At 61.9% G+C, this 14,354-nt stretch carries 13 protein-coding genes and 1 pseudogene; 8 read left to right on the forward strand and 6 right to left on the reverse strand.

The features are described from left to right. Nucleotides 1-5 precede the first annotated feature (5 nt). Nucleotides 6-1,364 carry an MBL fold metallo-hydrolase gene (locus tag GZ092_RS05950; protein WP_293635307.1) on the reverse strand — a complete coding sequence of 453 codons (1,359 nt, stop codon included), beginning with the start codon at nucleotides 1,362-1,364 and terminating at the stop codon, nucleotides 6-8. A gap of 148 nt (nucleotides 1,365-1,512) precedes the next feature. On the opposite strand from GZ092_RS05950, the gene GZ092_RS05955 reads away from it, so the two are divergent. The 3 genes and pseudogenes from GZ092_RS05955 to GZ092_RS05965 form a co-directional block, all read left to right on the forward strand. Next, nucleotides 1,513-2,181 carry a DsbA family oxidoreductase gene (locus GZ092_RS05955; protein ID WP_293635309.1) on the forward strand — a complete coding sequence of 223 codons (669 nt, stop codon included), beginning with the start codon at nucleotides 1,513-1,515 and terminating at the stop codon, nucleotides 2,179-2,181. 110 nt (nucleotides 2,182-2,291) lie between these two features. After that, entirely contained in the window at nucleotides 2,292-3,020 is a 729-nt protein-coding gene (locus tag GZ092_RS05960) for a glutathione S-transferase (protein ID WP_293635311.1), read from the forward strand. Nucleotides 3,021-3,387: 367 nt separating this feature from the next. Beyond that, nucleotides 3,388-3,834: pseudogene (locus GZ092_RS05965) on the forward strand (PA2169 family four-helix-bundle protein); the annotation flags it as partial. 103 nt (nucleotides 3,835-3,937) lie between these two features. Here GZ092_RS05965 and GZ092_RS05970 read toward each other — a convergent pair. The 3 genes from GZ092_RS05970 to GZ092_RS05980 all read right to left on the reverse strand — a co-directional run bounded on the left by GZ092_RS05970 (nucleotide 3,938) and on the right by GZ092_RS05980 (nucleotide 6,370). Beyond that, nucleotides 3,938-4,261: a hypothetical protein gene (locus tag GZ092_RS05970; RefSeq protein ID WP_293635313.1), complete on the reverse strand. Its 324-nt coding sequence runs from the start codon at nucleotides 4,259-4,261 to the stop codon at nucleotides 3,938-3,940. Nucleotides 4,262-4,765: 504 nt separating this feature from the next. After that, a complete protein-coding gene (locus tag GZ092_RS05975; protein ID WP_293635315.1) occupies nucleotides 4,766-5,713 on the reverse strand; it encodes a Ku protein in 948 nt (315 codons plus the stop codon). A gap of 42 nt (nucleotides 5,714-5,755) precedes the next feature. Further along, a complete protein-coding gene (locus GZ092_RS05980) occupies nucleotides 5,756-6,370 on the reverse strand; it encodes a type 1 glutamine amidotransferase domain-containing protein (protein WP_293635317.1) in 615 nt (204 codons plus the stop codon). A gap of 206 nt (nucleotides 6,371-6,576) precedes the next feature. On the opposite strand from GZ092_RS05980, the gene GZ092_RS05985 reads away from it, so the two are divergent. The 3 genes from GZ092_RS05985 (at nucleotide 6,577) to GZ092_RS05995 (ending at nucleotide 10,528) form a co-directional block, all read left to right on the forward strand. Next, nucleotides 6,577-7,056, forward strand: a complete 480-nt coding sequence (locus GZ092_RS05985; protein WP_293635319.1) for a CHRD domain-containing protein — start codon at nucleotides 6,577-6,579, stop codon at nucleotides 7,054-7,056. Nucleotides 7,057-7,368: 312 nt separating this feature from the next. Then, nucleotides 7,369-7,839 (forward strand): guanylate cyclase, encoded by a 471-nt coding sequence (locus GZ092_RS05990; RefSeq protein WP_293635321.1) that lies wholly within the window; start codon nucleotides 7,369-7,371, stop codon nucleotides 7,837-7,839. A gap of 301 nt (nucleotides 7,840-8,140) precedes the next feature. Further along, a complete protein-coding gene (locus GZ092_RS05995; protein WP_293635323.1) occupies nucleotides 8,141-10,528 on the forward strand; it encodes a YgiQ family radical SAM protein in 2,388 nt (795 codons plus the stop codon). 102 nt (nucleotides 10,529-10,630) lie between these two features. Here GZ092_RS05995 and GZ092_RS06000 read toward each other — a convergent pair whose 3' ends face one another. Both GZ092_RS06000 and GZ092_RS06005 read right to left on the reverse strand, forming a co-directional pair. Further along, nucleotides 10,631-11,320, reverse strand: a complete 690-nt coding sequence (locus GZ092_RS06000; protein ID WP_293635325.1) for a cold shock and DUF1294 domain-containing protein — start codon at nucleotides 11,318-11,320, stop codon at nucleotides 10,631-10,633. A gap of 119 nt (nucleotides 11,321-11,439) precedes the next feature. Further along, complete coding sequence (locus GZ092_RS06005; RefSeq protein WP_293635327.1) at nucleotides 11,440-13,197, reverse strand: sigma-54-dependent Fis family transcriptional regulator; 1,758 nt, start codon at nucleotides 13,195-13,197, stop codon at nucleotides 11,440-11,442. Between the two features lie 217 nt (nucleotides 13,198-13,414). On the opposite strand from GZ092_RS06005, the gene GZ092_RS06010 reads away from it, so the two are divergent. Both GZ092_RS06010 and GZ092_RS06015 read left to right on the forward strand, forming a co-directional pair. Next, the gene (locus GZ092_RS06010; protein WP_293635329.1) at nucleotides 13,415-13,798 is read left to right on the forward strand and encodes a cytochrome c; all 384 of its coding nucleotides are present in this window, start codon (nucleotides 13,415-13,417) and stop codon (nucleotides 13,796-13,798) included. A 15-nt stretch (nucleotides 13,799-13,813) separates the two neighbouring features. Beyond that, on the forward strand, nucleotides 13,814-14,350 hold the full coding sequence (locus GZ092_RS06015; protein ID WP_293635331.1) for a hypothetical protein: 537 nt from the start codon (nucleotides 13,814-13,816) through the stop codon (nucleotides 14,348-14,350). Nucleotides 14,351-14,354 lie beyond the last annotated feature (4 nt).

Consider the following 14,354-nt stretch of genomic DNA (forward strand, 5'->3'; position numbering starts at 1 on the left):
CGGCTTCAGTCCAGTGTGATGGATTCAAGGTAGGCGGGCATGTGGCAATTCCAGTGGAGTTCGCGCTCGATGCGCTGGCGCATCGCGTCGGCCGCAGCCGGCTCGCCGTGGGTGATGAAGGTCTGGCGCGGCGCCGACTTGAAGTTTCGCAGCCAGTCGACGATTTCCGCGCCGTCTGCATGGGCCGACAGGCTGCCCAGCATGGCCACTTCGGCGCGAATCGGCACGTCCTTGCCAAAGATGCGCACCGTCTGTGCGCCGCCGGCGATGGTGGCGCCGCGCGTGCCGCCGGCCTGGTAACCGGCGAACAGGATGGTGTTGCGCTTGTCCGGGCCAAACGCCTTGATATGGTGAAGCACCCGCCCGCCGGTGGCCATGCCGCTGGCCGAAATGATGACCATCGGCCCGTGCCGCGCATTGAGCAGGCGCGACTCCTCGGCCGTTTGCACGATCTGCGCGGTGTGCGCCATGGCCCTGCATTGGGCTGGCGTCAGCCGCAGCTCGGCGCGGTACCGCTCATAGACATGCGTGGCGTTGGCGGCCATCGGGCTGTTCAGGTAGACCGGCAGGTCAGGGATGACGCCTTGCGCCTTGAGCAGGTGGATGCAGTAGAGCAGGCTTTGCGCACGCCCGACGGCAAACGCCGGGATCACCACCACGCCGCCGCGCGCCGCCGTGCGCTGGATCACATGGGCCAGCTCCAGCAGCACGTCGGTCTGCTTGTGCAGGCGGTCGCCGTAGGTGGACTCCACCACCAGGTAGTCGGCGCCGTCCATGGGCGACGGCCCGGCCAGCACCAGGTCGTTGGGCCGGCCGATGTCGCCGGAAAACAGGATCGATCGCGTGCCGTTGTCCAGCCGGACAAAGGACGAGCCGGGCATGTGGCCCGACGGCGCCAGCGTCGCTGTCAAGCCTGCGGCAGGCTGCCATTCGGTGCGGTAGCCGACGGGCTCGAACAGCTTGAGGCAGCGCTGGGCATCGTCCCGGGTGTAAAGCGGCAGCGCCGGCGCGTGTTTTGACAGTTTGTGCCGGTTCAGGTACTCGGCTTCCTCTTCGAGCAGGTAGCCGCAGTCGGGCAGCAGGATGCCGCACAGGTCTGCGGTGGCGGGGCTGCAATACACTTTTCCCCTGAAACCCTGCCGGGCGAGCAGTGGCAGGTAGCCGCTGTGGTCGATGTGCGCATGGGTGAGGATGACGGCGTCGATGCTGGCCGGATCGACCGGCATCGGCGCCCAGTTCCGCAGGCGCAACTGCTTGTAGCCCTGGAACAGCCCGCAATCGACCAGCACGCTGGACGGGCCCTGCCGAAGCAGGTACTTGGAACCGGTGACGGTGTCGGTCGCACCAAGGAACTGGAGTTGCATGCCCGAGTTTAGGAAGCCCGGCAAAGCTCCGGCTTGATATGCATCAACTCCATCGGCCGGTGGACAATGCTTGAATATTCATATCCGCACAAAAACCAGCAAACTGGCCGTTCCCTGGCTGGCCAGACCTGAATGACGGCAAAAACCCATGACCACCTTCCTCAAGATCGACTTTGTTTCCGACGTTTCATGCCCCTGGTGCGCCATCGGCCTGAAGGCGCTGGACCAGGCGCTGGCGCGCGTGGCCGGCGACATCACAGCCGAACTGCACTTCCAGCCCTTCGAGCTCAATCCGAAGATGCCGCCCGAAGGCCAGGAAATCACTGAACACATCACCGAAAAGTACGGCATCACGCCCGAACAGGCCGATGTCAACCGGGAAAACATTCGCCAGCGCGGTGAAAAGGTCGGCTTTGTCTTCAGCCGGGCAGACCAGCCCGGAGGAGGGCGCAGCCGCATCTACAACACGTTTGACGCCCACCGCCTGCTTCACTGGGCCGGGCTTCAGGGCAGCGGCGTGCAAAAGGCCTTGAAGGAAGGCCTGCTGAAGGCCTATTTCACCGACGGCCAGAGCCCTGCTTCTCATGCGGTGCTGGTCCGGGTTGCCGGCGAGAGTGGCCTTGACCCGGTGCAGGCCGCCGAAGTGCTGGCAAGTCACGCCTATGCCAAGGAAGTGCGTGAGCGCGAGTCTTTTTACCTGACCCAGGGCGTCCATTCAGTACCGGCGGTCATCATCAACGACCGCCACCTGATTTCCGGCGGCCAGCCGGTCGAGGTGTTCGAGCAGGCGCTGCGCCAGATCGCTGCGGCGAGCTGACTCCCGGGCAAGCCGTCCGGGTTTTTGCTTGCTATCGAATAAATAGCTGTGTGCGCAGGCAGCTTATGCGCTAAAGTGGCATTTTGCACAAAACCATTGAAAGGCAGCACATGGCTTACCAGTTGTATTACTGGCCCGGCATTCAGGGGCGCGGCGAATTCGTGCGGCTGGCGCTGGAAGCGGCTGGCGCCTCGTATGTCGATGTGGCGCGCGGGGACGAACAGAACGGGCAGGGCGTTGCCGCCCTGCTGGAGTTCATGCAGAAGCCGGGCCTGGCGCAGCCGCCTTTCGCGCCGCCCTTCCTGGTCGATGGCAAGGTGGTGGTGGCCCAGACCGCTGCCATCCTGCTCTACCTTGGCCCCCGGCTGGGGCTGGTCAGCCGCAAGGAAACCCGGCGCCTGTGGACGCATCAGTTGCAGCTCACCATTGCCGACGTGGTGGCCGAGGTGCATGACAGCCACCATCCGGTCGCCACCAGCCTGTATTACGCCGACCAGAAGCCCGAGGCCGCCCGGCGCGCGAAGGATTTTTGCCAGAACCGCCTGCCCAAATACCTGGCCTGGTTTGAAAACGTGCTGCTGCGCAACCCCAAGGGCAGCACGCACCTGGTGGGCCGGCGGCTGAGCTATGCCGACCTGTCGCTGTTTCAGCTGGTGGACGGGCTGCTGTACGCCTTTCCGAAAAACATGCGCCGTGCGCTGAAAAAAGCACCGCATGTGGCCACGCTGCACGACGCCGTGGCGCAGCAAAAACGCATCGCGCCTTATCTGCAGAGCGAGCGGCGCATCGCGTTCAACGAAGACGGCATCTTCCGGCATTACCCGGAACTTGACACCTGAACCCTGACTGCTACGGGTTTGATAGCTGCGCGCGCATGCTGATTGTGCGTAAACCGTCAATTTGACATCAAAACGGTGGGTTTTATCCGGTGTGCGCGATGCCATGGCTTGGGTGTTGTCCGCAACGCCAGAACGGTTTTCGCCTACAGCCCTGACTGTGCTTGCCTGACCGTGGCTGTCTTTCATCCGGGCGAACATGAGCCTTGAGCTGAAAAGACCTGCTGAAAATTTGCCTTCCTGTATTCAGTCATTGCATGCATGGCTGTGGTCATCGGACTGATTGGTTTTGCAGGTCTTCAGCCAGGGCCAAATTTGGCAAACTTTTTTCAACCCCTTATTTGATGGAGCCAACCTCATGACAGACAGCAACGAAGACGTGATCAGCACACTGAACGACCTGCTCGAATCCTGCCGCGACGGTGAATATGGATTCACCATCTCTGCCGAACACACCGAGACGGCTGACCTGAAAAGCCTGCTGATGCGCCACGCCAACGAATGCCAGACCGCAGGCCAGGAACTGCAGGCGTTGATACGCCAACTTGGCGGCGAGCCTGACGAGGGTGGTTCGATGTCCGGCGCGCTGCACCGTGGATGGGTGTCGGTGCGCGGCGTGCTGAGCGGCCACAGCGACCAGGCCATGCTCGATGAATGCGAGCGCGGCGAGGATGCCGCTGTGGCAAGTTATCGCAAGGCGCTCAAGCAGGACCTGCCGCCAGCCATTCGCAACGTTGTCGAAAAGCAGGCCCAGGGCGCACAGAAAAACCATGACGAGATCAAGGCCCTGCGCGATTCGTACAAAGCCAGGCATTGAGCAAGCCGGTGTTTTTCAGTTGCCTAGCCGTCATCTTTTGATGCGGCGAGGCAGGGGCTGCAGCGGGATTTCCTGTTGCGGCCCCTTTGCTTTTGACGGGCGTTTAGTTGCCCAGATCTCCTGCGCAGCTGACCTGCGCATCAAATTGCGTTCCCTGGCGTGAGTAATCGCTGTCGGTCACGCGGCAGCCGGAAACGCTCTCCACCGCTTGCCGAAGGGATGCGGTGGTGACGGGTGTTTTTGCCACGATTTTTTGGCTTGCGGCAGCGCTGGCGGTCCAGGTGCTTTCGGTGATCTGTCTGACGAGATAGGCTTCGCCGCTCACGGTCACCTTGCGTGCCGAGGGTTCGGCATTCGCTGCAAGCATGGCGCAGCCGCTCATTCCAAGGCTGCTCACTGCCAGCAGCCACAGGACGCAGTGTTTCATGAATGGCGTGCCGTGACCCGCAGGGTCCCTGAAGGCTGATGCAATGCAAAGACTTCCGGCAAGCCGTGACGTGCCGCCTCCTGCGCTTTTGGCGTAGGCACTTTCGGCGGCGGAGTCGGCAGCTTTGCATCGGGACATCCTGAAAGCAGCAGGACTGAGCAGGCCAGTGGCAGCACTAAAAAAAGGGGCTTCATCGGGTTCTCCAGGCGCAGACCTTCTGCAGTGGCAAATCATAGGCGGTCATTTGCGGGCCGGCCAGATGCCAAAGCAATGTTGCGGCCAAGGCCTACAAGCCAGTCGACCTGACTGGCGTCACCCCGAAAGGCTGCCACATCGCCTGGCTGATGCTGAATCAGCCCGCCTACGCTCGCCTTGCCGGTCAACGCGCGATGCGCCTCACGCGCTTCGACGCCGGTGGTTCATCGGGCGTTGTTGGCGAACGCAGCGGCTGGAAAGTCAGCGCTCTGGGGGTGACCATGGCTGGCGCTGTCGGGCCTGGTGTGTTTACGCGGTCTTGCGGCGTCCGGGCGAGTGCGGAGACGTGTCATCGTTCACGTCAGGCGAGGGCGTTTTTTTCTTGCCGGGCAAGCCCCTCGCCCTGGATTTTTCCTTGGGGCCGTCGCCGTCGGGCGAGGTGTCGGACGTTCCATCCTTGCGCAGGCTGCGCTGCAGCAGGTCGCTCAGGTCCAGGATTTGCGCGCCGAAAGGAATCGCTTCTTCTGCTGCAGCTTCGGACTGCGCCACGGGTTGCAACTGTCCGGCCTTGACCTTGCGTTCGACCAGCGCCAGGATTTCGTCCTTGAAGGAATCCCTGAACTGGTGTGGGTCCCACTTGCCGCGCATGTCCTCGATCAGCGCCTTGGCCAGGGCCAGTTCATTCTCATTGACCCCGGCTGCCTGCGGGCCTTCGGGCGGCAGGTCCAGGTCTTCCCAGGAGCGGATTTCATCGCCCCAGCGCAGCAGGTTCAGCACCAAGCCCTGGCCCGAGGCCACCAGCGCTGCCAGGTGCTGCTTGTTTTGCAGCACCATCCGCGCCACGCCCACCCGCCGGGTCTGCAGCAAGGCGTCACGCAGCAGCGCATAGACCTTCTCGCCCTTGTTGATCGGCTCCAGGTAGTACGGCTTTTCCAGGTAAACGAAGGGAATCCGGGTATTCGGCACGAAGCAGTCAATGGCGATGGTCTGCGTCGTCTTCGGGTAGGCGGCGCGGATTTCCTCGTCCGTCAGCACCACGTAACGGCCTTTTTCGTATTCGATGCCCTTGATGATGTTCTCGGCCTCTATCTCCTCACCTGTGACCTTGTTGATGCGCCGGTAGCCCACCGGGTCCAGGGTGCGCTTGTCCAGCCAGTCAAAGTCCAGTCCGGTGTTGACCGTGGCCGAATGCAAGGCCACCGGGACATGCACCAGCCCGAAGCTGATGGCACCTTTCCAGACAGCGCGTGTTGCCATGGGGTTTCCTTTTGGCTTGTTCCGGGACGCTGCAAGAGTGGCTCAGCCGCCTTCGCCGGCAGACGCTGGCATGTCGTCGGCCGTGCCCCGGGTGTGCTGGCGCGTGCGCTGCGCCAGGATGCCCTTGAACGCTGCGTTAAAGGCGGGTATGTCCTCTGGCGTGCGGCTGCTGACCCAGTTGCGGTCCACCACGACCTTTTCATCAACCCAGTGCGCGCCGGCTTTTTCAAGGTCCTGCTGCACATCGGGCGAACTGGTCATCTTGCGGCCCTGCACCAGGCCCGCTGAAATCAGCAGCCACGGCGCATGGCAGATCACGGCAATCGGTTTGCCCTGCGCGTCGATCTGCCGGACCAGCGCCTGCGCGTCGGCATTGCTACGCAGACTGTTGGCATTGACTTTGCCGCCGGGCAGCAGAAGAGCATCGAATTCGTCGGCCGTGACCTGGTTGAAGGTAGTGTCCACGTCGAAAAGATCCCCCGGCTGGTCGTGGTGAACGCCACGGACTCGGCCCTTTTTATCCGACAGCATGCGAATCAGCACGCCGGATTCTTCAAGTGCCGCGCGTGGCTCGGTCATCTCTGCCTGCTCGAAACCGTCGGTCAGCACAATACCAATGCAAAGGCCGCCCAGCCGGTGCTGTGGTGGATTGGACATGAATTCCTCTCTTGCTGAACATGGCCTGACTTTGATCCGCACCGCCAGGACTGTTTGTCGGCGCGCCGGGGTCCATGGCGTAGGAGAAAAGCGCAAAAGCAGCCCGTGCAGGCCCAGAAGCTGCAACCTGGCAATAATCGGGTTTATCCTAGCGCGACAACCTGTGCGCAGGACCACAATCGTTTTTTTATCCATCGAGAGACACCATGATTCCACGCCGTCAAGCCCTCCGCCTTTCCCTTGCCACGCTGACCGTGTCTGCCCTTGCCGTCATCAGCGGCTGCGGCATGATGAAACCGTCATCGACCTCCATGTCGGGCGCCAATCTGGTGGCCTTGAGCACCCAGCTGCGCGCTGCCAACGAGGTGCCGCCCAATGCCAGTCAGGGAAGCGGGAGCGTTGATGCCGTGTTGAACAAGGACACCAACCTGCTGCGCTGGAAGGTCAGCTACACCGGCCTGAGCGGTCCTGCCACAGCGGCGCATTTCCATGGACCGGCCGCTGCCGGTGCCAATGCCGGCGTGGTGCTGCCGTGGCCCAGTCCCGTCGCCAGCCCGATGGAAGGCAGCGCCACCCTGACCCCTGCGCAGGCAGCCGAACTGATGGCTGGCCGCTGGTATGCCAACATCCACACCGCCGCCAACCCGGGCGGTGAAATTCGCGGCCAGATGATGGTACGGAACTGATCCGGAATATTCCATTCTGCTATTTTTTACATAGCTGACAATACCTGCGGAGCGTGCGCTGGGGGCCTGTTTTACTACAAAATAGGGTTGCATCAGCGTTCATGAATGCCTCCTGTCCGGACGCTGAAGGACGGATTGCTGACAGGGACTGCACAACGCCGACCGTGCGAACCCGCGCGTCTGATTTGGTGACTGCCAGGGCCGGGGTCTTTCCGCAATGGCTTGAAAATCAGCCCTGGCCTGGTATATCCAAGCGCGCATGCAGGATTTCGCCGTCAAGCCCGCATTTCTCAACCGTACCGGAGTCCCGACATGGCATTGCAGGAACATCAGCAAGAACTCGACCAGCAACTCGCACAGTTTCATCGGGCTTTCGAGTGCGGCGGCCTGCACGGTGCGCTCCACTACCTCAACGCCCGCACCTCGTTTCGCTACACCGCCATCTACCGGCTGGATGGGCAGATGATGCGCAATATTTTTTTATACGACCGCCAGGGTGAAAACCCGACCAGCCTGTCAGAAGTGCCACTGGGCGACAGTTTTTGCCAGTTCGTGCTCCGGGACAACGGTTTCAATACGGCCAATTCAGCAAACGATGTGCGGCTGCTCGGCAATCCATACCAGGGTGTTCTCAATTCCTATTACGGCCTTCCGCTGTCGCGCAAGGCCGGTACGATCTACGGCACGTTTTGCCATTTCGACGTCCTGCCCATGGAGATTCCCGACAGCGAAATTGCCTTGCTTGAAGCAGTCAGCCCGATGCTGATGGACCAGCTCGACTGAAGGCTGGCGATACCCGGCTCATGACAATCCGGCAGGCTGCTCCTGCTTTGATAGCTGCCTTCGACCGCCGGTATTGCGCAAAGGCCGGTTTTTACCCATAAACGACTGCCATGCAACGCTTCCAGCGCTCCATCGGCGCCTGTAATCGCTCCGGGCGGGACGCCATGGGCTTTCATTTTCAGGGCGTATGTCATCGCGGGCTGACCCTGATGCCGTTAAAACCTTAAAATCGCGGGTTAAGCAAAAATCGCAGGCGTTGTCATTCGGCAGTCCGCGCGATTTCAACCAAGAATCGCCCGCCATGAACGCCCCTATCGACGTCTCCTTTTTCAACCGCGCCGCCAAGCCGCTGACCAGTTACCGCAAGTACTGGGCTGCGCGCTTTGGCAACGCCAAATTCCTGCCGACCAGCCGCGCCGAGATGGACGCGCTGGGCTGGGACAGCTGCGACATCATCATCGTCACCGGCGACGCCTATGTCGATCACCCCAGCTTCGGCATGGCGGTGATCGGCCGGGTGCTCGAAGCCCAGGGCTTTCGCGTCGGCATCATTGCCCAGCCTGACTGGCAAAGCGCCGAACCCTTCAAGGCGCTGGGCAAGCCCAACCTGTTCTGGGGCGTGACCGCCGGCAACATGGACTCGATGATCAACCGCTACACGGCCGACCGCAAGATCCGCAGCGACGACGCCTACACGCCCGGCGACATCGGTGGCAAGCGGCCCGACCGCGCCGCCATCGTCTACAGCCAGCGCTGCCGCGAAGCGTACAAGGACGTGCCGATCATTCTGGGCGGCATCGAGGGCAGCCTGCGCCGCATCGCCCATTACGACTACTGGTCCGACAAGGTGCGCCGCTCCATCGTCGTCGATGCGAAAAGCGACCTGCTTCTCTACGGCAACGCCGAACGTGCGCTGGTCGAGATTGCCCACCGCCTGGCCGCGCGCGAGCCGGTGCAAAGCATCACCGACGTGCGCGGCACGGCCTTCGTGCGACGCCAGGACGACGAAACGGGCCGGGGCTGGTTCGAGATCGACTCCACGCAGGTCGATGAGCCGGGCCGCGTCGAATCGCACATCAATCCCTACATGACCACCAGCGAGCAGGCGGCCGAACAGGGCGGCACCTGCGCCAAGGAAGACGCTGAGAAGGCTGCTGCTGAAAATGTAGCTGCTGGCACCCTGCCAGCAAGCGCTACAGGCCAATCCGGCTTGAAAACCGAGGCCAATCCGGCCATCAGGCCGCTGACCTTCTTTCCGAACCCGGCGCTGTATGGCAAGGGCACATTGAAGGTGCCGCCACGCGACCGCACCGTGATCCGCCTGCCGAGCTACGAGCAGATCAAGGCCGACCCGGTGCTGTACGCCCACGCCAACCGCGTGCTGCACCTGGAAACCAATCCCGGCAACGCTAGAGCCCTGGTGCAGGCGCATGGCGAAGGCACGACCGCGCGCGATGTCTGGATCACGCCGCCGCCCATCCCGCTGACCACGGCCGAGATGGACTATGTGTTCGACTTGCCGTATGCACGCGGCCCGCACCCGAGCTATGCCGACGACAACGGACGCCACGACGGCGCGACCAAGATTCCGGCCTGGGAAATGATCCGGTTTTCGATCAACATCATGCGCGGCTGCTTTGGCGGCTGCACCTTCTGCTCGATCACCGAGCATGAAGGCCGCATCATCCAGAGCCGCTCTGAAGACTCGGTGATCCGCGAAATTGAAGACATCCGCGACAAGGTGGAAGGCTTCACCGGCACCATTTCCGACCTGGGCGGCCCCACGGCCAACATGTACCGGCTGGGCTGCAAGAGCCCCGAAATTGAAGCCGCCTGCCGCAAGCCGAGTTGCGTCTATCCCAGCATCTGTCAGAACCTGACCACCGACCACGGCCCGCTCATCAAGATCTACAAGCGCGGCCGCGCACTCAGGGGCGTCAAGAAAATCCTGATCAGTTCCGGGCTGCGTTACGACCTGGCCGTACAAAGCCCCGAGTACGTCAAGGAACTGGTGCAGCACCATGTCGGCGGCTACTTGAAGATTGCGCCGGAGCATACCGAAGCCGGCCCGCTGACCAAGATGATGAAGCCGGGCATCGGCAACTACGACAAATTCAAGACGCTGTTTGACAAGTACAGCCTGGAAGCGGGCAAGAAGCAGTTTTTGATTCCCTACTTCATCGCCGCCCACCCCGGCACCAGCGACGAAGACATGATGAACCTGGCAATCTGGCTGAAGAAAAACGGTTTTCGTGCCGACCAGGTGCAAACCTTCTACCCCAGCCCGATGGCCACGGCCACGGCGATGTACCACAGCAACAAGAACCCGCTGCGCCGCATCACCCGTGACAGTGAAACCGTGGACATCGTTCGGGGCGACAAGCGCCGCCGCCTGCACAAGGCGTTCTTGCGCTACCACGATGCCAACAACTGGCCGGTGTTGCGCGAGGCGCTGAAAACCATGGGCCGCGCCGACCTGATTGGCAACGGCAAGCACCATCTGATCCCGACCTTCCAGCCGATGACGGATGGCACCTACACCAGCGCGCGGCGCAAGAACTCAACCGCCACGCCGGCCAAGGCTACGCCCGTCGTCAAGGGCCGGATGCTGACGCAGCACACCGGATTGCCGCCACGGGACAACGGTTCGGGCAAGGTCTCGGGCAAACTGGCGCGCAAGCCGCGCTGAGATACTTTCATTGTTTTGGATGGCCCTGTGTGTCTGCGGATGCGCAGGGCTTTTTTTTGAAGCCGAATCGACCTGTGATGCACAGCCAGCGAGTTCAGATGGCTATCTATTGGTGAGCAGGTTTTGCAGTTGCGGGCTGAAGACAAAGCCAGCCAGCACGATGCAATGCAGCGCCACGGTCGCCCAATAGACGGCAAGAAACGAGGCTTTGCTCGATTTGTGCCGCAGCAGCACTTGCGCCCACCAGGCACCGGGCCAGCCCCCCAGCAAGCCGAGCACCAGCAATGTGCTTTCAGCGGTGCGCCACCGGCCGGTTTGCGCCGCATGCTTGTCCACCCAGTAGATGAAAAATGTCACCAGGTTCAGCAGCAGTGCGACAGGCAGCAGCATGACCGGCAAACGACCCGTCAGGCTTTCCCGGCCCAGCAGCACGACCCAGCCAAGCATCAACAGCAGCGCGGGACCCGCCGGCCTGGACGGCACTGTGCGATTCGACGGCTGGTCGCTTCTGGTCGTGCGGCTGCGCGCTTGAGTTGACGGCATGGCTGCACGTTCAATGGGGCGTTTGCCTGGCGCATCCTGCAAAGACATCGCATCCAGAACCGTCACGGCACGCGGTCTCTTTCCGCCCACGTGGATTTCCTCGAAAGTCACCGGCATGCCCTGGTAAGGAGCGGCCAAACCCCGAAAGTCCCTGATATGGAAAAAAATGTCGGCCGGTGTTTGGGGGCTGCGGATAAATCCAAAGGCGCGAGCGCTGTCCCAGCGAACGACTTTTCCTTGTTTTTTCATGTGTCTTGCGATCTATTTACAGGTAGCGCCAAGCGCTGCCTGCGCCTGCATTCAAGGAGCTTAACCGGCCATCCTGAACCGGCTCCAGCCGTTGCCACACTGCCTGTGGCTTCACCCCATCACACAATTCCGGCTTTTTTCAGCCGATACGCCAGTTGGGGCCGCGTCAGGCCCAGACTTCGCGCTGCTTCGGCCACGTTGTAGCGCGCATTGGCCAGCGCCTTGCGGTAGTCACTGGCTTCACGTCCGCCGCTGACACCGGTAGCAATTAATGATTCAGGCGGTGTGACATGGTGTGACGCGCCTGCCAGTTTGCCGCCCTGGTTCAAGACCAGCGATTCGCCCACCGGCAATTCACCACTGCGAAACAGGTGGTGTACATCAATGGGCTCATCGTCTTCGACCATGATGACGCCGCGCTCCACCAGGTTCTGCAGTTCCCGGATATTGCCGGGGAAGTCGTATTGCAGCAGCGTGCGCACGGCCCGGGGGGTGAAACCGGCGACCTCACGACCATGCAGTTCGCAGTAGCGGCGCAAAAAGCTTTCCATCAGCAGCGGAATGTCGTCGCGCCGCTCCTTGAGCGGGGGCAGTTTGATGGGGAACACGTTGAGGCGAAAAAACAGGTCTTCCCGAAAACGCCCGGCACGAACTTCTTCGCGCAAATCGACATTGCTGGCGGCCACCACCCGCACATTGACGGCGATGGTCCTGATGCCGCCCACGCGCTCTATCACCCGCTCCTGAAGCGCCCGGAGCAGTTTGCCTTGCGCAACAAAACTCAGCGACGCAATTTCATCGAGAAACAGCGTGCCGCCGTCGGCGCGCTCAAAACGCCCCGGGCGGGACGTGGTGGCGCCGGTGTAGGCGCCACGCTCCACGCCGAACAGCTCGGACTCGATCAGCGTTTCGGGAATGGCTGCGCAATTGAGTGCAATGAAAGGCGCATCCCTGCGCGGGCTGATTTTGTGCAGCGTTTGGGAAAACAGTTCCTTGCCAACGCCCGATGCGCCGGTGAACAGCACCGTTGCCTGCGTTGGCGCGACGCGCTCAATCAAATGGCGTGCCGTGCTGAAGGCCGCTGAAATGCCAATCAGCTCTTTGGTGTCAACCGGTTTGGCGGCCTCAAGCGAGGCGGATATCCGGCTGACTTCCGAGAAGGCCGGAGCAATGCTGCGGCGTGTGCGCTGCGCCGACAGCGCTGGTGCAAAGTAGCGCAGGTCGTCCTCGGCATCGTTCCACTGGTCCGCTGGACGGCCGGTGATCTGGCAGGCTTCGGCACCCATTGACTGGCAGGCGAGTTCGCGAAAAATGATCATCTTGCCCATGAAGGCGCTGGCGTAACCGCTGGCATAACCAATCTGCATCCAGCAGGCGGCTTCGGTGCCAATGCCGAAGGTTGCAATGTGTTCTTCGTCTTCGACTGAGTCGTTCCAGGTGTATTCGGCCAGAAAGTCGCCACGCTCAATGTCAAATTCAAGGCGAATCGTCTCGGGTCGCACAAACCCGGCAATCTTGTGCATGCGCGGCCCGGCGTGGTAGGTGTTGGCAGGGTCGCTGTCTGGCCACATCCGCCGCACCAGTTCGGCATCACGGGCGCCGGCCGAGTAACCCACGCGCGTCAGCAGTGACCGGGCCTGATCCTGACCCATGCTGGCGATCAGCTCGCTGCGCATGGCGCCGTAAGTTGACGAACGCAGCAAGACCATGCGCTGGTCGTTGAGCCAGATTCGCCCGTCGCCGGGTGAAAACATCAGGGTCTCGGTCAGGTCGCGCAGTGTCGGCGTGGCGCCTTCATCAATGTCGGCGCTGGTGCGAATCAAACCGGCGGTGCGTTGCAACTCAGCCAGCGACAGGCGGCGGGGCTGGGTTTTCATAAGGCGTGTCTCCAGAGGCTGTATTGTTGATCAAGTATTTATCAAATGTTAATCATAAGTTCATCAGAAGATTGTGTTTGAACTCAGGGTTTTCCAGTGTTGGCAGCGCCAAGTGCTTGTCAGCAATGAAGAAAAAAAGCCGGCAGGCTGGCACTGCACTTGCAAACCAGCTTGTCTGCAAGTCAATCATCAAGACCAGACCTGGAAAGGTACAACCATGCTTCGAGACAAATCCGCCGCGCCTCGCGAGGCGCGCTTTCATCCATCGCCTCTGCACGCGTTCAAGCGTCTTTTATTGGCCAGCGCCCTCGGCGCGGGTTTGATACTGTCCGCCGGTGGGGCCGCCGCCCAAGCCCAGCCCAGCCCGACAAGCCCCAGCGTAGAGGGGCAGGGACAACGCTTCTTCAACAAGGTGTGTGCCAAGTGCCATGAGGCGGGCATTGGCCCGGTCATCACGGGGCGCGGCCTGGACCCGGTTGTCTTCACCACGATCGTGCGCCATGGCAACCGTGCCATGCCGGCCTTTCGCGTGACGGATATTGACGACGCCACCTTGCAGGACCTGGCCGCTTACCTGTCCAAGTCACCCGCCAAACCCTGAACCCGAGGAGACGCCATGAGTATCGATAGACGCCTGGTATTAAAAGGTCTGGCGGCCGTTGGCTTTGCCATGACGAGCCTGCGCTTTGCCCATGCTGACAGCGGCAGCAGCGCCGGCATTCCTCTGACGGCAAGCCAGACGCTGGCAGCCGTGACGCCGCTCGTGACGGGCAGCGCACATGACAGTGAATTTCTGGCGGGTGTGCAAGCCGCCGCCAAAGCGCAGGGTTTGGCGCAAAACGAGGTGATTCACCTGCGCGGGCTGGATGCGGCGGTGTTCAGCCGTCTGCGCCGCATGCTGCAAGCGGGCGAGCCCGCCACGCTGGTGGGCCTGGCGGACGACGCCTCCGCCACGCTGATTCTGGACCTGGTGCGCTCGGCCGGGGGACGCGTGATCTCGACCGGGCACCATCGCCTCGCCAGCGACCTGAGCGCAGGCCCGGCCGTCCAGGCACTGGGCAGCACCCTGGTGCTACAGCCCGGCACGGCCACGGCCGTCAGCGACAAGCAGACCGCCGGCACTGCCCACGTTTCATTTTGCTGCATCATTTAAAGGA

This window comes from Polaromonas sp. (genome assembly GCF_010365105.1).
Classification (GTDB): Bacteria; Pseudomonadota; Gammaproteobacteria; order Burkholderiales; family Burkholderiaceae_C; genus Polaromonas.